The sequence below is a fragment of the Variovorax sp. GW821-FHT10C12 genome (assembly GCF_059415405.1).
Map to the genome: position 1 here is coordinate 1 of NZ_JBWKNE010000002.1, position 15,461 is coordinate 15,461.

At 68.8% G+C, this 15,461-nt stretch carries 15 protein-coding genes; 6 read left to right on the top strand and 9 right to left on the bottom strand.

Annotated elements, in window-relative coordinates; translation table 11 throughout:
- The 4 genes from AC07OH_RS13175 to AC07OH_RS13190 all read left to right on the top strand — a co-directional run.
- Window positions 1–213: hypothetical protein (locus tag AC07OH_RS13175; RefSeq protein ID WP_495300980.1), on the top strand; the 213-nt coding region annotated here is incomplete at its 5' end.
- Between the two features lie 6 nt (window positions 214–219).
- Complete coding sequence (locus AC07OH_RS13180) at window positions 220–1,059, top strand: DUF4123 domain-containing protein (protein ID WP_495300981.1); 840 nt, start codon at window positions 220–222, stop codon at window positions 1,057–1,059.
- Window positions 1,060–1,081: 22 nt separating this feature from the next.
- Window positions 1,082–1,834, top strand: a complete 753-nt coding sequence (locus tag AC07OH_RS13185; RefSeq protein WP_495300982.1) for a DUF3304 domain-containing protein — start codon at window positions 1,082–1,084, stop codon at window positions 1,832–1,834.
- Window positions 1,831–3,882 (top strand): T6SS phospholipase effector Tle1-like catalytic domain-containing protein, encoded by a 2,052-nt coding sequence (locus tag AC07OH_RS13190; RefSeq protein WP_495300983.1) that lies wholly within the window; start codon window positions 1,831–1,833, stop codon window positions 3,880–3,882. Before AC07OH_RS13185 ends, AC07OH_RS13190 begins: the two co-directional genes overlap by 4 nt.
- Before the next feature lie 36 nt (window positions 3,883–3,918).
- On the opposite strand, the gene AC07OH_RS13195 is transcribed toward AC07OH_RS13190, so the two are convergent.
- Genes AC07OH_RS13195 through AC07OH_RS13220 form a run of 6 tightly spaced genes read right to left on the bottom strand, consistent with a single transcriptional unit; the run spans window position 3,919 to window position 9,865 of the window.
- Window positions 3,919–5,370: an aldehyde dehydrogenase gene (locus tag AC07OH_RS13195; protein WP_495300984.1), complete on the bottom strand. Its 1,452-nt coding sequence runs from the start codon at window positions 5,368–5,370 to the stop codon at window positions 3,919–3,921.
- A gap of 39 nt (window positions 5,371–5,409) precedes the next feature.
- Entirely contained in the window at window positions 5,410–6,120 is a 711-nt protein-coding gene (locus AC07OH_RS13200; RefSeq protein ID WP_495300985.1) for an ABC transporter ATP-binding protein, read from the bottom strand.
- Complete coding sequence (locus tag AC07OH_RS13205) at window positions 6,117–6,866, bottom strand: ABC transporter ATP-binding protein (protein ID WP_062478687.1); 750 nt, start codon at window positions 6,864–6,866, stop codon at window positions 6,117–6,119. Before AC07OH_RS13205 ends, AC07OH_RS13200 begins: the two co-directional genes overlap by 4 nt.
- Window positions 6,863–7,795: a branched-chain amino acid ABC transporter permease gene (locus AC07OH_RS13210; protein ID WP_062478684.1), complete on the bottom strand. Its 933-nt coding sequence runs from the start codon at window positions 7,793–7,795 to the stop codon at window positions 6,863–6,865. Before AC07OH_RS13210 ends, AC07OH_RS13205 begins: the two co-directional genes overlap by 4 nt.
- A complete protein-coding gene (locus AC07OH_RS13215; protein ID WP_369644538.1) occupies window positions 7,792–8,670 on the bottom strand; it encodes a branched-chain amino acid ABC transporter permease in 879 nt (292 codons plus the stop codon). The genes AC07OH_RS13210 and AC07OH_RS13215 overlap by 4 nt, the downstream gene beginning before the upstream one ends.
- A gap of 4 nt (window positions 8,671–8,674) precedes the next feature.
- Entirely contained in the window at window positions 8,675–9,865 is a 1,191-nt protein-coding gene (locus AC07OH_RS13220) for an amino acid ABC transporter substrate-binding protein (protein WP_495300986.1), read from the bottom strand.
- A 212-nt stretch (window positions 9,866–10,077) separates the two neighbouring features.
- On the opposite strand from AC07OH_RS13220, the gene AC07OH_RS13225 reads away from it, so the two are divergent.
- The gene (locus tag AC07OH_RS13225; protein ID WP_139700034.1) at window positions 10,078–11,037 is read left to right on the top strand and encodes an AraC-like ligand-binding domain-containing protein; all 960 of its coding nucleotides are present in this window, start codon (window positions 10,078–10,080) and stop codon (window positions 11,035–11,037) included.
- On the opposite strand, the gene AC07OH_RS13230 is transcribed toward AC07OH_RS13225, so the two are convergent.
- From AC07OH_RS13230 to AC07OH_RS13240, 3 genes are all read right to left on the bottom strand, one after another.
- Window positions 11,009–12,679: a SulP family inorganic anion transporter gene (locus AC07OH_RS13230; protein WP_495300987.1), complete on the bottom strand. Its 1,671-nt coding sequence runs from the start codon at window positions 12,677–12,679 to the stop codon at window positions 11,009–11,011. The genes AC07OH_RS13225 and AC07OH_RS13230 overlap by 29 nt on opposite strands.
- Window positions 12,676–13,317, bottom strand: a complete 642-nt coding sequence (locus AC07OH_RS13235) for a ParB-like protein (protein ID WP_489059901.1) — start codon at window positions 13,315–13,317, stop codon at window positions 12,676–12,678. The genes AC07OH_RS13230 and AC07OH_RS13235 overlap by 4 nt, the downstream gene beginning before the upstream one ends.
- Before the next feature lie 101 nt (window positions 13,318–13,418).
- A complete protein-coding gene (locus tag AC07OH_RS13240) occupies window positions 13,419–14,333 on the bottom strand; it encodes a class I SAM-dependent methyltransferase (RefSeq protein WP_495300988.1) in 915 nt (304 codons plus the stop codon).
- Window positions 14,334–14,432: 99 nt separating this feature from the next.
- Between AC07OH_RS13240 and AC07OH_RS13245 the strand changes: the two genes are divergently transcribed.
- Complete coding sequence (locus AC07OH_RS13245) at window positions 14,433–15,419, top strand: LysR family transcriptional regulator (RefSeq protein ID WP_495300989.1); 987 nt, start codon at window positions 14,433–14,435, stop codon at window positions 15,417–15,419.
- Window positions 15,420–15,461: the final 42 nt, after the last annotated feature.

Consider the following 15,461-nt stretch of genomic DNA (forward strand, 5'->3'; position numbering starts at 1 on the left):
CGCATCGCGACGGCGCAGGGCGCGTCGATCACGCTGCAGGATGGGGACATCACGTTCGAGTGCCCGGGGAAGATCACTTATCACTCGGTGCAGCGGAAGTTGGCCGGGCCGGTGCAGAAGAGCTATCCGCTGCCGGCATTTCCCAAGAGCATCTGCGTGGCGTGCCTCCTGAAGTCGCTCAAGTCGGCGCCGGCCTTCACCCAGGTGGAGTAACGCACGATGAACCTGATCGACAAGCACGCACCCGGATGGATCGACGCCTTGTTTGCGGACGACGGCCCTCTTGCCTCTGGCACCGAGGGATTTCGCTACGCCTTGGTCGATTGCGCATTCGCTCCGCAATGCCATCAACTGCTCGAGAGCCACCTGAGCTCCGGCCCCTGGCGGTCGCTCTACGAGAACATGCCCGGCGCTTCAGATGAAGCGATCCGGCATTCGCCCGTGCTGCTGAACATCGATGCCGTCGAGAGGCCCTTGCTCGATCGTGTGCTGCAGCTGACGAATGGCTTGCCGATGCTCAGCTTCATCCGCTCGGCCGAGCCGCTCGAGTCGCTGTTCGAACGCCTGAGTCCCTGGTGCATCGTGAATGCGGACGGGCAGTATTTCGTGCTGCGCTTTCCCGACACGCGCCGCCTGCCGGATGTGCTGGCTGCGCTGTCTCCGTTGCAGCAGACGGCGTTCTGCGGCCCCGGAGCCACATGGCATTTCCGTCGGCGCGACGCCAGCTGGAGCACTTTCCTTGCACCGGGGAAAATGGCGTCCACGTCGCTGGCGCCATGCGCACCGGTACTCGATGGTGATCAATGCGCGGTACTCATTGCCGGCAGCGAAGCGGATGAAGTGATCGCGAACCTGCTTCAACTCTCGCCAGCCTACGAAGCGCAGCACCGGCCCTCGGTGCTGCACGCCCTGGCTGTATGCGGGCTCGCCGCAGCCGATGCCATGCAGTTCGACACGGTGGCGCAACGGATGAGGCTGTGTGAGGTTTTTTGGCAGCATCCCGAACTCAGCCACAGCGCTGGCCCGGGCCATGAAGCGCTGCGCGCCTTGATGGTTTAGCGCATCGCAGCAGGAACAACAGATGATTCTCAAAAACTGGCTCCTTCCCCTCGCGCTTCTTGCATCCCTGGCTACGGCAGGATGTGCCACCGGTCGTGCTGACACGGTTCCAGCCTCGGTCAGCGGCGTCAACTACACCGACCAGGACATCCGCTACCGGCTGTTCGACCCCAAGGACCCGAAGCAGACCGTGGTTGCCTCCGAAGAAATCGGCCCGTTCGCCGCGGGGGGCGTGATCTGTTGCTACAACGTGCCGAAGATGTGGGCGCCCGGCATCCAGGTCGGCGTGATTCTGCAGAGCTACGACAACAAGGCGGGCGATTACCGGCCGCGCCAGACCTTCATCGTCGATCTGCCGCCCTACGACAAGAGCGGCAAGGCCGGGGATGTGTGGTTCATCAACTATCCCGATGGCACGGTTGGGGTCGTCTCGACTGCCTATCGACCCAACGGTGATGAGTGGCCCGGGAAGATCAAGGGGTGGCCCAAGCCTTCCTTGGCTTTCCAGCAGGAGTTGTGGGAGCGAGATATGAGACTGGCGCAGGAGGGATTGAAGTCGAGCAAGAAGTCGCTGGAAGAACTGAGTACTGATCCAAAAAAATACCTCCACAAGACATGGGAATGGCGCGCAAAAGAGTTTGCCTATCGAAAGGAACTCGCAGCGTTCTCGGGGCCAGACGATCCCGCCTTCTTCACCAAGGAGAAGGCCATGCTGGAGCGACTCGTGGCTTGGGACCAGGAAAAGGTCGATAGGTTGATGAAGGTCAAGCCATGACCGCGCATTTGGTCAATCCCATCGAAGAGGAAATATTCTCCAATCCTTCAAATCGAGAAGTTTTCTTTGGACCAGCAAGCGACAAGATTCGCGTCGACTACGAGGTGAGCCGCGAACTGCGCCCTGTGGGCCAGCCTGGCAAGTCTTGTGACGTGAACCTCTTCATGGGCTTCTTCTTCGACGGCACGCGCAACAACTACGACCGCAGTACCAAGGAAAAGGATCACACGCATTCCAACGTCGCGCGCCTGTACGGTGCCTATCCGGGCCAGCATGTGCCCGGGGTGCCGGCCGACCCCGATGCGCAGTGGACCACCAACCCCGACAACTACCAGCAGTTCTTCAAGGTGTATGTGCCGGGCGTGGGGACGCCCTTCACGCAGGTGGACGACAGCGGCACCGGCAAGGACGCGCTGCTGGGCAACGCCACGGCGCTCTACGGCGAGCGCCGCATCCTGTGGGCGTTGGCGCAAGCGCTCAACTGCGTCTACCGCTACCTCACCCGAAGCGGCAACGGGCCGGGTCTCTTCTCCAGCGAAGAAGTGCTGAAGTTTTGCAAGGCTTTCGACCTCGGGCGGGAGGAACTGCTGGAAGCGGGCAAAGGGCCCGCCGACAAACGCCAACGCGAGAACAAGAATCGCCGGACGCTCGAAGCGATGCTCAACAAGCTGCACGAGTCGGTCAAGCCGCACATGATCGATCCCACAACGGGTCAGTGCAGCAAGGTTGATCCAGGGCGTGTGCAGCGCATCTTCGTCAGCGCATTCGGCTTTTCGCGAGGCGCTGCGGAGGCTCGGGTCTTCGTCAACTGGTTCCTCGCGATGTGCGAGATCGATGCCGAACTCCGCGGGCAGACCGGGCCGACGCTGGCCTCGTTTCCGGTGACCTTCGACTTCCTGGGACTGTTCGATACCGTCGCGTCGGTCGGTGTGGCGGCCTCGTCCCTTTTCGCTGACGGCCATGGCGGCTGGGCTGACGCTGACACTTCGATGCGCATCCCGGCCGACGTGCCCTGCCTGCACATCGTGGCCGCGCATGAGTTCCGTCGCAGCTTTCCGTCGGATTCCGTTCATGTCGGCAATACGTTGTCTGAGAACTCTCGGGAGTGGGTGTGCCCCGGCATGCACTCGGACGTCGGCGGAGGCTACATGCCGAAGGAGCAGGGCAAGGGGATCGATGAGGCGGGCGAGGACATGCTTTCGCGCATTCCTTTGGCCCTGATGTACCGCGAAGCACGAATCTTGGGCGTGCCCCTGAAACTGGAACTGGCACGCCCGGTCATCCAGAAGCAGTTCATGGTCGCCAAGGACCTGATCAGGGACTTCAACGCTTACCTTGCCGTATGCCAGGTCAAGGAAGGGGTGCTGCGCGACATCATGGCGGAGCAGCGCAAGCTGTTCATCCTGTGGCGCAAATCATGGGCTGGTCGCGCGGCCGAGATGAATTTCGTCCAGCGTGCTTCGGCCGAAGACCGGGCGGACCTGGTGTCGGCCGACGAGCAGTTCGTCAAGGAAGTGAAGGACTTCGAAGCCTGGCTCAAGAAAAAGAAGCGGATCAGCGGCCGCAACAGCCCCGACGGCACACCGCACGAAGTTGACAACGTGCCCGGCATCGATTCGGAGCGGGTCGGCGAGTGGGGCCGCATCGAGCCGTACTGGAACGAGCCCGTGCTCACCAGCAAGCTGTTCGAAGACCGCGTGCACGACTCGCACGCATGGTTCAAGCTCACCGGGCCCGAAGCGGCCGAGTTCAAGGAGCAGCTCGAAAAACTGGTGGCCCGGAAGAAAAGAGCGGACGAGGCGCGCGGGCAGATCGATCCACCCAGGGGCGGGGCGCCCGCCGGGCTGACGCGCCGGCAGGAGCAGTGGGTGAACCTGTACCTGACGAAAGGCGAGTACGCGCCCGAGTTCACGGAAGGGCGCGAATGGTATGCATGGGGGGCCGGCTACCTGCGCTACCGCCGTGTGTATGCGGGTGCGGACGAGACACGGCTGACCCAGAACCGTCGGCCCGCCGAAAGGGCATCGCCGGAGCCGATGACGGCTTGATCGGAACGGCAGGGCGGCGCCCTGCCGCTCCCTTGTTCAGAACGGATAGTGCCGAGGCGTCGTCTGCACCGTAATCCACCGCAGCTCCGTGAACGCTTCGACGCCGGCTCGCCCACCGAACCGCCCGTACCCTGACGACTTGACACCGCCAAACGGCATCTGCGCCTCGTCATGCACCGTCGGCCCGTTCACATGGCAGATCCCCGCCTCGATGCGCTGCGCCACGTTCCACGCACGCGCCACGTCGCGGCCGAACACGGCGGATGACAAACCGAACTCGTTGTCGTTGGCCACCGCCACGGCTTCTTCCACGCCGTTCACCCGCACGACCGCCTTCACCGGCCCGAACGATTCCTCGTGGTAGATGGCCATCGCGGGCGTGACGTGGTCGAGCACGGTGGCGGGCATCAGCGTGTTCTGCGCCTTGCCGCCGCACACGAGCACGGCGCCCTTGGCGAGGGCGTCGTCGATCAGGGCGTTGCAGCGGGTCACGGTGCTCATGTCGACGACCGAGCCCAGCACGACGGGGCCTTCGCGCGGGTCGCCGAGCGGCAAGGCCTGCGCGCGGGCGGCGAACTTCGAGACGAACTCGTCGGCGATGGCGTTGTCGACCACGAGGCGTTCGGTCGACATGCAGATCTGGCCCGAGTTGGCGAAGGCGCCGAAGATCGCGCCGTCCACGGCCGCGTCGATGTCGGCGTCGTCGAGCACCACGAAGGGCGCCTTGCCGCCGAGTTCGAGCACGGCGGGTTTCAGGTACGTGGCGCAGGTCTGCGCGATGAGGCGGCCCACGCGCGTGGAGCCGGTGAAGTTGACGCGCCGCACGGCCGGGTGCGCGACCATGGCTTCGACCACGGCGCCCGCGTCGGCCGGCGCGTTGGTGACGAAGTTGACGGTGCCCTTGGGCAGGCCGGCCTCGGCCAGCGCTTCGATGATGAGCGCATGCGTCTCGGGGCACAGCTCGGAGCCCTTGAGCACGACGGCGTTGCCGCAGGCCAGCGGCGTGGCGATGGCGCGTGTGGCCAGGATCACGGGGGCGTTCCATGGCGCGATGCCCAGCACCACGCCGGCCGCCTGCCGCACGCCCATGGCGAGGCTGCCGGGCACGTCGGACGGGATGACCTCGCCCGCGATCTGCGTGGTGAGCGACGCGGCCTCGGTGAGGATGCCCGCCGCCAGGTGCACGTTGAAGCCCGCCCACAGCGCCGAGGCGCCGGTCTCGCGCGCCATGGCCTGCACGAAGGCGTCGGCGCGCGCTTCGAGCGCGTGCGCGGCCTTGAGCAGCAGGGCGCGGCGTTCGTTGGGGCCGGTCTGCGACCAGGTGGCGAAGGCGCGCTGCGCGGCGTCGACGGCGGCGACCGCGTCGGCGGGCGTGGCGGCGGGCGCGCGTGTCGCGATGCCGCCGTCCAGCGGGTTGCGGCGCTCGAAGGTGGCGCCGCCGGTGGCCGCGCGGCGTTCGCCGTCGATGAGCATGGAGATGTCGGTCATGGGTGTCCTTTGCAAGAAAGAAAGAGGAAGAGGGGTGGTTCAGGCCACGCCCAGGTAGGCCTGGCGCACGGCGTCGGAATGCAGCAGCGCCTGCGCCTCGCCCGAGGCGACGACGCGCCCGCGTTCGAGCACGTAGCCGCGGTCGGCGGCCTGCAAGGCCTTGCGCACGTTCTGCTCGACCATGAGCACGGTCACGCCCTGGTCGGCGATGCGGCGCACGATGGCCAGCAGCTCGTCGACCATGCGCGGCGCCAGGCCGAGCGAGGGCTCGTCGAGCATCAGCAGGCGCGGCCCGCTCATCAGGGCGCGCGCCACGGCGACCATCTGCTGCTCGCCGCCGCTCATGGTGCCGGCGAGCTGCGTGGCGCGTTCCTTCAGACGCGGAAAGTCGTCGAAGGCGCGCGCCAGGCGCTCGGCGCGCAGCCGCGCGGGAATGAGCCAGCCGCCGAGTTCGAGGTTCTCGGTGACGGTCATCTGCGGGAACAGCTGGCGGCCTTCGGCCACCAGCGCGAGGCCGCGCCGCACGCAGGCGGTGGCATCGGCGGACGGTAGCGCCGCACCGTCGAGCACCGCATCGCCCGTGCGCGGCAGGAGCCCCGCCAGCGCCTTGAGCAGCGTGGTCTTGCCCGCGCCGTTGGGCCCGAGCACGACGGTGACGCCGGGCGTCACGTCGAGGTCCAGGCCCTGGATGACCTGGAAGCCGTGGTAGCCGGCCGCAAGACCGCGCACGGTCATCTGGGTGGCGCTCATGCCGTGGCCTCCATCTCGTCGCCCAGGTAGGCCTCGACCACCTCGGCATTGCGCACGACTTCGGCCGGCGTGCCGTCGGCGATCTTGCGGCCCTGGTGCAGCACCAGCACGCGCTCGACGTACTTCAGCAGCGTGGTCACGGCGTGCTCGATCCACACGACGGCGAGGCCGTGGTCGTCGCGCAGGCGGCGGATGCGCCGCGCCATGGCATCGACCTCCGCCTCGGTGAGACCGGCCGCCACTTCGTCGAGCAGCAGCACGCGCGGCCGTGTGCCGAGCGCCATGCCGATCTCGAGCAGCCGCTGCTGCGAGGGCGTGACGTCGGCCGCGACCTGCGTCGCGAGGCCGCCCAGGCCCAGCATGTCGAGGATCTCTCCGGTGCTGCCCAGGCCCGCGATGGGCGCGCGGCGCCGGCCGGCGAACTGCATGCCGAAGCGCACGTTGTCCTCGAGCGTCATGTCGGCCATCACGCGCGGTGTCTGGAAGGTGCGCGCGATGCCGTGGGCGGCGTACAGGTGCGGGCCGCGCCGCGTGAGGTCGACGTCGCCTTCCACCAGCAGCCGGCCCGACGTGGGCATGACCACGCCCGAGATCGCGTTGAAGAAGGTCGTCTTGCCCGCGCCGTTGGGGCCGATGATGCCGACCAGCTCGCCCGCGTGCAGCGTGGCGCTCACGGCGTCGACGGCGGTGAGTCCGCCGAAGCGTACCGTGAGGTCGCGGGCTTCGAGAAGCGGCGTGGCCTTCATGGTGCGTGCCTCCGCAATGCGGCCGCCTTGCGCTGCCACAGCGACGCGAGGCCGTTGGGCAGGTACATCACGCACAGGATCAGCAGCAGCCCCAGCACCATCATGTAGCCATAGGGCAGCTGCAGCCGCAGCGTCTCCGACAGCAGGCTGAACACGATGGCCGCGGCCACCGGACCGCCGATGCTGGCGGCCCCGCCGATCATCGCGATCAGCACGGTCTGGAAACCGATGAAGGGGCTGAACACGGCCGCAGGCTCGATGTAGGTCCAGCGCACGGCCATCGCGGCGCCGACCGCCCCGGCGAAGGCGGCGGTGAGCGCAAAGCCGGCGATCTTCACGCGGCGCGTGTCCACGCCCAGCGTCTGCGCGCGTTGCTCGTCGGCACCGATGCCGGCCAGCGCCAGGCCGAAGCGGCTGCGCTTCACGAGCAGCGCGGTGGCAATGGCCGCGCCCGCAATCGCCAGCACCGTGAGGTACACCGTCTCGTTCGACGGCACCACCGTGAGCACGCGGCCCACGGTGCCCGAGACCTGCTTCTCCACGAAGGTGACCGCATGGCGGATCAGCTCGGTCATGCCGAAGGTCAGCACGGCGAAGTAGGTGCCGCGCAGGTGCAGCACGGCCGCGCCCATCAGCACCGCCACCGCGCTCGCGATGGCCGCGCCACTCAGGATCACCAGCGGCCAGGGCAGCACCTCGAGCAGCGTGGCGCTCGCATACGCGCCCAGGCCGAAGAAGGCCGAGGTGGCGAGCGACAGGTAGCGCGTGGCACCGCAGAACAGCGACCAGCTGGTGGCCAGCGCGATGTACATCAGGCAGCCGAGCGCGACCGAGGCGATGAACTCGCTCGCGACCCACGGCACGGCAGCCGCCAGCGCGAGGCCGATGCCAAGCACCCACCACGGTTTGTTTTGAAAGAGGGAATTCATCTTCTGGAGAACAGTCCGTTGGGCCGCCAGATCAGCACGCCGATGAACACGGCGTACGACAGCAGCATCTTGAGCGAGGGGCTCGTGTAGTACATGCCCAGCGCTTCGACCACGCCCAGCAGCAGGCCGCCGACGAGGCTGCCCGCGATGCTGCCGAAGCCGCCGAGGGTGATGACGATCAGCGCCGTCACGGTGTAGGGCTCGCCCATCGAGGGCGAGATCTCGTAGGTCATCGACAGCAGCGCGCCCGCCACGCCCGACAGGCCCAGGCCGATGCCGAACATCAGCGGGTGCAGCCGCTTCGTGTTGATGCCCACGAGCTGCGCGCCGGTGGGCGACTGCATCAGCGCGCGCACCGCCTTGCCCAGCAGCGTGAGCTTGAGCAGCGCGATGAGCACGAGGCTCAGCGCCAGCGCCACGCCGAACAGCACGAGCTTGTTGGCGGTGAAACGCATCTCGCCCAGCTGCACCGGCTCGGCCAGGTAGTCGTAGCCGCGCAGGTCGCCGCCCCACACGAGCAAGGCGGTGTTCTGCACGAAGAACATCAGGCCGAAGCCGACCATCAGGCTGCGCGCCTCGAACACGTCGACGTTCGGCGCGCGCGCCGCCACCTGGCGAAAGCACAGCCAGTGCACCGCCATGCCCAATGCCATCAGCAGCACGAAGGCCACCGGCATGAAAAGGAGCGGCGAGATGCCCAGCGCCGTGTGCGCCCACCAGGTGAGAAAAGCGCCGAGCATCAGGAACTCGCCGTGCGAGATGTTCATGATGCGCATCAGCCCGTACTGCAGGTTCAGTCCGATGGCCACCAGCGCATAGATGCCGCCCGTGATCAATCCGCCGGCCAGGAGCTCGGCCCATCCAGAGAACGACACGCTGTTATTTCCAGGCCGGCTTCGGCATCAGTTGCGAGGTGGCGCGGTCTTTGGGCCACACCACTTCGAAGTCGCCGCCCTGCCATTGCGACACGGTGCCGGGGATCAACGCGTTCTCGCTGCCCTCGAAGCGGATCGGCCCGAGGATGGTCTTGAACTCGTTCTTCGCGATCTGCTCGCGCAGCGCCTTGCGGTCGAGGCCCACCTTCTCCACCGCCTGCTGCAGGATCTGCAGGCCGGCCCACGCGTGGCCGCTGGCCCAGCGGTCGGGCTCCTTGCCGAACTTCTTCGTGTGCGCGTCGAAGTAGGCCTTGGCCTCGGGGCTGGTCTTGCCGTTCCACGAGCCCATGCCGATCACGCCCTCGGTGTTGGCGGCCATCACGTTCTTGTAGAGCTGGAAGGCCGTGCCCACCGAGGCGTAGAAGTACTTCGGGTTGAAGCCCACCTCGCGCGCCTGCCGGCTCGCGAGGATGGTGTCCGGCGGGTAGGTGATGCCGATGAAGGCGTCGGGGTTCAGGTCCTTCATGGTGCGCAGCACGGGCGCGAGGTCTTTCACGCCCAGCGGGTAGCTCTTGCGGTCGAGCACCTGGATCTGCGTCTTCTTCAGCGCGTTGTTCAGCGCCGCGAAGTTCTCCAGCCCGAACAGGTCGTCCATGTAGACGATGGTGATGGTCTTCACGTTCTGCGCCACCAGCATGTCGACCAGCGCGCCCATCATCTTGTCGGGCTGCTGCAAGAGCGAGAAGAAGAAGGGCAGGCGCATGTCGATGAGCTTGCGCGACAGAGCGGTGGGCGCGAGCAGCGGATAGCCGAATCGGTTGGCCAGCGGCGCGACCGCGAAGTTGGCGCCCGACCCCCAGGGCGGCAGCACGAGGTCGACCTTGTCGCTGCCCATGAGCTTCTCGAAGGTGCGCACGCAGGTCTCGGTCTCGCTGCGGTCGTCGTAGCCGATGAGCTCGATGGGCCGGTTGGTGCCCTTCACCGACAGGCCGCCCGCGGCGTTGACCTGCTCGGCCCACAGCAGGTAGTTGGGTTCCTGGCTCACCTGCGCGCCCGCGGCCCAGGGGCCGGTGCGGGCGATGGCGTAGCCGATGCGAACGGGGGCGCTTTGCGCGAACAGCTGCGGCGCGACGGCGGCCGCGCCCAGCGCGGTGGCCGTGCCCTGGATCCAGTGGCGGCGGGTGGGGTGAAGCATGGAGGTCTCCTTCCGGGCGTCGGTATGCGCCCGCTGACCGGGATCGTAGAAACGCACGCCCTTCGACGCTGTGCCCGCCGCGCACAAAGCACTTGACGCAGCGTGCAGGCGCCTAGTGGTTAACCCGCAAAGGCGAGGGCTTTGCGGGCACTCCACAATGCGCGGCATCCCGCTGCCGTGTTGCAATCTTTCGTCTTCACTGCTTTCGCTCCATGACCGCGTCCCTGCTCCTGTCCACCGACGCCATCCCGCCGAAGGAACGCGGGCCGCTGTGGTGCGAGTGGGTGTGGCGCCACTTCGGCGGCCTCGGCTCCGACCTGTACGGCGACAGCGATTTCGACGGCCACCTCGCGTCCTCGCATGCGGGCGACGTGATCCTCACGCGGCTCGAAGCCAACCGCCATCGCGTGCTGCGAACCCCGCAGATGGCGCGCCTGAGCGATGCGCCCTACCTGAAGATCGTCGCGCCCTGGCAGGGCTCGGCCGAGGTCACGCAGCGCGGGCGCGCGGCGGCGGTGCGCGCGGGCGGCTGGACGCTGTACGACACCACGCTCGACTACACCGTGGCCAATCCCGAGCGCAGCGATCACCTCATCGTGATGCTGCCCAAAGACCAGATCGCCTCGCCCGCATTGCCGCTGGGCGACCTCGTGGCGCGGCGCATCGGCGGCGACAGCGGCATCTCACGCGTGGCGCTGGAGACCATGCGCAACACCTACCTGGAGCTGCCCCACATGAGCGAGGCCGCCGCGCGCGGCGCGGGCGAGCTGCTGATCCAGCTGGTGCGCCTGTCGCTCATGGAGCTCGCGGGCCGCAGCACCGCCCAGACCCAGCGCGAGGCGCTCAAAGACCGCATCCACCGCCACGTGGCGCAGAACCTGCGCGACCCCGCGCTGTCGATCGACGGCATGGCGCTGGCGCTGCGTTGCAGCAAGCGCCTGTTGCACCAGGCCTTCGCGGGCGACGACGACACGCTCACCGGCTACATCCAGCACCAGCGGCTGGCGGCCAGCATCCGCGACCTGATCGACCCCGCGAACGCCGCGCGCTCGATCACCGACATCGCGCTGGGCGCGGGCTTCGGCAACCTCTCGCACTTCAGCCGCGTGTTCCGCGCGCACACGGGCGGCAGCCCGAGCGAGTTCAGGCGGCAGGCGACGCTGCCGCGCTAGCCGGCTCGCGCGGCTGTCGCAACGCGCCGGCCTGCACCGCATCGTCCACGCTCCACGGCGCATACACCTCGGCGTGCAGGTCGGGCGAATCGACCTTGGCCAGCAGGTCGCGCACGCCGTCCTTCACGCGCGCCAGCGACAGGCGCGCGCCGCGCACGCGCACATAGGCCGCGAAGTCGCACAGCGCCTCGATGCTGGTGGCGTCGAGGTCGGGCGATTCCTCCAGGCTCAGCACCATGCGCTGCAGGCCCGGCGTGGCGTCGATGCGCGCGCGGATCGAGGCGAACACCGCGTCCGCATTGCCGAAGAACAGCGGCACCTCGGGCCGCGCGATCAGCACGCCCGGCGGCACCACGGCCTCGGGGTGGCGGCCGGTGTCGACGTAGTCGTGGCTCTGGCCCAGCCGGCCGAGCCAGCTCACGGTGGTGCGCGAGAAGCCGCGCAGCAACAGCAGCAGGCTCACGCCGATGGCGGCCAGCAGCCCGTCGAGCACGCCCAGCAGCAGCACGGCCGCGACCGCCACCAGCGCCACCAGCCGGTCGCGCCGCCAGTGGAAGTACGGCCGCAGCGACGAGGGGTTCAGCGAATGGCTCACGGCATTGATCACGATGGCCGCCAGCAACGGCTCGGGCGTGTGCGCGATCCACGGCAGCAGCGTGAGCACCGCCACGAGCACCACCAGCCCCGCCACCAGGCCCGCCGCACGGCTGCGCGCGCCGGCCGATTCGTTGGCCGAGGTCGCCGAATAGCCCGCGCCCACGGGCATGCCCTGGAACAGCGCCGACAGCAGGTTGGCGCCGCCCAGCGCCAGCAGGTCGCGGTTGGCCGACACGTTGTCGCCGTGGCGCATCGCGAAGGTGCGGATCGAGCCGTAGGACTCGGCATAGAGGATCAGCGCCATCGCGAAGGCCAGCTCGCCCATCCCCAGCCATTGCGTGCGCCCCAGCGAGGGCACGCCCGGGTGCGAGAAGTCCAGCGAGATCGGCCCCACCGCCGCCACGCCCCAGGCCTGGCACAGCCCGCTCACGTCCAGCGCGATGCCGCCCACGATCACCAGCAGGGCCGCCGGCACCGCGCGCCAGCGCGCCAGGCCGCGCAGCAGCACCAGTGCCGCCAGCGCCATGGCCGCACCGGCCAGGTTCCAGTGCCGCCACTCGGCCGCCAGGCCCGCGACGAGGCGGAAGAAATCGCTGTGCGCCGGCTGCACCGCCAGCACCTTCGGCAACTGCTTGACCACGATGGTCAGCGCCAGCCCGAGCGCGAAGCCGCGCAGCACCGGCTTGGCGATCAGGCTCGACACCGCGCCGAGCCTGGCGATGCCCGCGATGACGAAGAAGACCCCGGCCAGCAGCACGATGCCCGCGCCCAGCGCCAGCCGCGTGGCCGTGTCGATGCCCGGCATCGACGTGGTGGCCGCGAAGAGCACCGCCGCCGACGACGAGGTGGCCGAGACGATCGCGAAGCGGCTGCTGCCGAAGAGGCCGTAGACGAGAAGGCCGGCGAACAGCGCGATCACGCCGGCCTGCGGCGGCAGGCCCGCGATGCCCGCATAGGCCACGGCCTCAGGCAGCAGCAGGCCCGCGATGGACACACCCGCCACAACGTCGGCGAGGCCGGGGCGGCGGGCGGCGCTGTCGTTCACTTCGCGGGCGTGGCGTTGGTCACGCCGGTCCAGCCCGGCAGGTAGCGTGCGTCGGCGGTGCGCGCCAGCGCCACGGCCTTGTCGATGGTGGCCTGCGGCAGCGGCTCGGTGGCCGAGGGCTGCAGTTTCTTCGCGGGCACCAGCGGGCGGAAATGGTCGGCCCACAGGAACTCCGCATAGGGCGCCGCGTCCTTCGCGTAGCCGCCGGCCTTGCGCACGAAGCCGGCCAGTGCTCGGTACGGGTCGTCGCGCAGCTTCGCCACGCTGGAGGGGATGGCGCTGAACGCGCGCCGCTTGCCCTTCTCGTCGAAGGGGTGCGCCCAGCGGTGGAACTCCATGAGCCGCCAGAACTGCTCGCCCCGGACTTCGCTGAGGTCGTCCAGCTGCATCACCCACACCGTGCCCACCGACTCTTCGTGCAGCGCGCGGCCCAGGTGATGGTGATCGACGATGTAGTAGTGCCCGCCCGGCCCGCGCACGGCGGGAAACCAGTGCGCGGCCAGCGTGTGCTCGCGCTCCTTGCGCTTGAGCTGCTTCCACTGTGCGCGCTTGGTGGCCACTTCGGCGCCGCCGACCGTGATCTGGGTCGGCCGCAGTGCATCGAGGGAAACGGGAATCAGGTTCGGCTTGGCGGTCATGCGGGGACGCTCCGTGGTGACGAGGGAGGCTTGCGGCGGCGGGCGCCGGCGATCATCGCCACCCGCGCGCCGCACCGCAAGTCGGCCGCACGCTACCAGCGTCAGGCGGACCGGAACCTGACGGCGCGCGCGACGTGTGCGGCGCCGGCGGGCTGCAGGCCGTTGCGGCCCGCGGGGTCGTAGCGCGCCAGCGCCTGGTGGCCGTCGAGGTCCTCCTGCAGCGCAAAGCCCGTGTCCCGCAGCAGCGCGCCCAGAGTCGCTGGATCGAAGCCCGACAGGAAGTCTTCGCCGACCGACGACACCTCGCTGCGCAGCCGCTGGAACGCGGCGTTGCCCGCCGCATCGGGGCGCAGTGCCGCCTCGTCGATGTAGGTGAAGACCAGCTCGCTGCCTTCCGGCGCGCAGCCGGCGATGGCGCGCAGCGCCGCCAGGTTGGCCTCTCGCGTGAGGTACACGGTGACGCCCAGCCATGCGAAGAAGGCGGGCCGCGTCGCATCGAACGGCGTGCGCGCGAGCGCCGCGGCGAGGTCTTCGACCGACAGGTCCGCCGCGACGAAATGCACCGATAGGGAAGGCGGCACGCCACAGGCTTGAAGGCGCTGGCGTTTCAGCTGCTGCGTGGCCGGGTGGTCGACCTCGTAGATGGCCAGGCCCTGCGCCCAGGCGGGGATGCGGCACACGAAGCTGTCGAAGCCCGCGCCGATCAGCACGTACTGGTCGACGCCACGCGCGACCGCGTCCTTCAGCGCGTCTTCCGTGTAGCGCGAACGCAGGATCACGTCGGGGTAGGCGGCGTTGGCGCGCATCGCGTCGTCGAGCGCTGTGTCGGGGGAGCCCGTCGAGGTGGCGTCGCGCCGTGCCAGCGCGCGTTCGCGGAAGGCGGCGCGCACGCTGTCGGGCACCAGGCGCTCGCCCCACGGGTCGTCCAGCAGCGGCGCGGGCGCGCTGCGCGCATGGACGGCGCGCATGAGCGCGGTGGCGAGGGCGGTGCGGCTGGCTTGCGAAGAAGGATTCAAGGCGGGGGCTCCGGTGGTGCAAGGGGGGCAAGGGCGCGAAGTTTCAACCCGTGCGAGGCGTCTGTACAGTGCATTGTTCAAAGCAATGACCTGCACGAAATGAATTCCATGGACCTGAACCTGCTGGCCGCACTGGACGCGCTGTTGAGCACCGGCAGCGTGAGCGCGGCGGCCGAGCGCATGCACCTGAGCGCGCCGGCCATGAGCCACACGCTCGCGCGCATCCGCGAGGCGCTGGGCGATCCGATCCTCGTGCGGGCCGGCCGCAAGCTGGTGCCGACGCCGCGCGCGGTGGCGTTGCGCGATCCGGTGCACCGCCTGATCGCCGACGCGCGCCTGCTGATGCAGCCCGACGGCGGTGTGCCGCTGGCGCGTGTGACGCGTGAGTTCACGGTGCGCGCGCCCGAAGGCATGGGCATCGTCTACGGCGCGACCTTGCTGGCCGCGCTGCGGCGCGACATGCCGTTGGCACGCCTGCGCTTCGTGCCGGAAAGCGACAGCGATGCGATGGCCTTGCGCGAAGGGCGCATCGACCTCGACGTGGGCACGCTGCTTGACAAGGGGCCGGAGGTGCGCAGCGAGTTGCTGTACGCGCAACGCATCGTCGGCGTGGTCGGGGCGGGGCATGAACTGCTCAAGGCGCGCGTCACGCCCAAGCGCCTGGCGGCCCAGCAGCATGTGGCGGTCACGCGGCGCGCCAGGTCGGTCGAGCCCCTCGACAGCCTGCTCGCGGCACAAGGTTGTGCGCGGCAGATCGCATTGACCGTGCCCAGCGCCTATGGTGCGCTGATGGCCGCCGCGCGTTCGTCGCTGGTGGCCTGCGTGCCCGAGCCGCTCGCGCGCACCGTGGCCGCGAGCCTCGGCCTGGCGATGTTCAAGTTGCCGGTGGCCGTGCCGCCCGAGCAGGTGCTGCAGGCCTGGCATCCGCGCGACGAGGTGGACCCGGCGCACCGCTGCCTGCGCGATGCGGTGGCGGCCGTGTCGAAAGACACGCGCTTCGGTCCGCTCACGGGCCGCGACGCGCAGGCCCCGATGCGCGGGCGCGCACTGGCGGCGCACCGTGCGCTGATTGCAAAGTTGCCATGAATGCTTAAGCAGCGGTTGTGTCGAAGCGGTCATCAAACTTAC

What these genes read in the sequence shown, in the direction of transcription:
- AC07OH_RS13180 (WP_495300981.1), top strand. Translation starts at nt 220, where the DNA reads ATGAACCTGATCGACAAGCACGCACCCGGATGGATCGACGCCTTGTTT.
- AC07OH_RS13185 (WP_495300982.1), top strand. Translation starts at nt 1,082, where the DNA reads ATGATTCTCAAAAACTGGCTCCTTCCCCTCGCGCTTCTTGCATCCCTG.
- AC07OH_RS13190 (WP_495300983.1), top strand. Translation starts at nt 1,831, where the DNA reads ATGACCGCGCATTTGGTCAATCCCATCGAAGAGGAAATATTCTCCAAT.
- AC07OH_RS13195 (WP_495300984.1), bottom strand. Translation starts at nt 5,370, where the DNA reads ATGACCGACATCTCCATGCTCATCGACGGCGAACGCCGCGCGGCCACC.
- AC07OH_RS13200 (WP_495300985.1), bottom strand. Translation starts at nt 6,120, where the DNA reads ATGAGCGCCACCCAGATGACCGTGCGCGGTCTTGCGGCCGGCTACCAC.
- AC07OH_RS13205 (WP_062478687.1), bottom strand. Translation starts at nt 6,866, where the DNA reads ATGAAGGCCACGCCGCTTCTCGAAGCCCGCGACCTCACGGTACGCTTC.
- AC07OH_RS13210 (WP_062478684.1), bottom strand. Translation starts at nt 7,795, where the DNA reads ATGAATTCCCTCTTTCAAAACAAACCGTGGTGGGTGCTTGGCATCGGC.
- AC07OH_RS13220 (WP_495300986.1), bottom strand. Translation starts at nt 9,865, where the DNA reads ATGCTTCACCCCACCCGCCGCCACTGGATCCAGGGCACGGCCACCGCG.
- AC07OH_RS13225 (WP_139700034.1), top strand. Translation starts at nt 10,078, where the DNA reads ATGACCGCGTCCCTGCTCCTGTCCACCGACGCCATCCCGCCGAAGGAA.
- AC07OH_RS13235 (WP_489059901.1), bottom strand. Translation starts at nt 13,317, where the DNA reads ATGACCGCCAAGCCGAACCTGATTCCCGTTTCCCTCGATGCACTGCGG.
- AC07OH_RS13245 (WP_495300989.1), top strand. Translation starts at nt 14,433, where the DNA reads ATGAATTCCATGGACCTGAACCTGCTGGCCGCACTGGACGCGCTGTTG.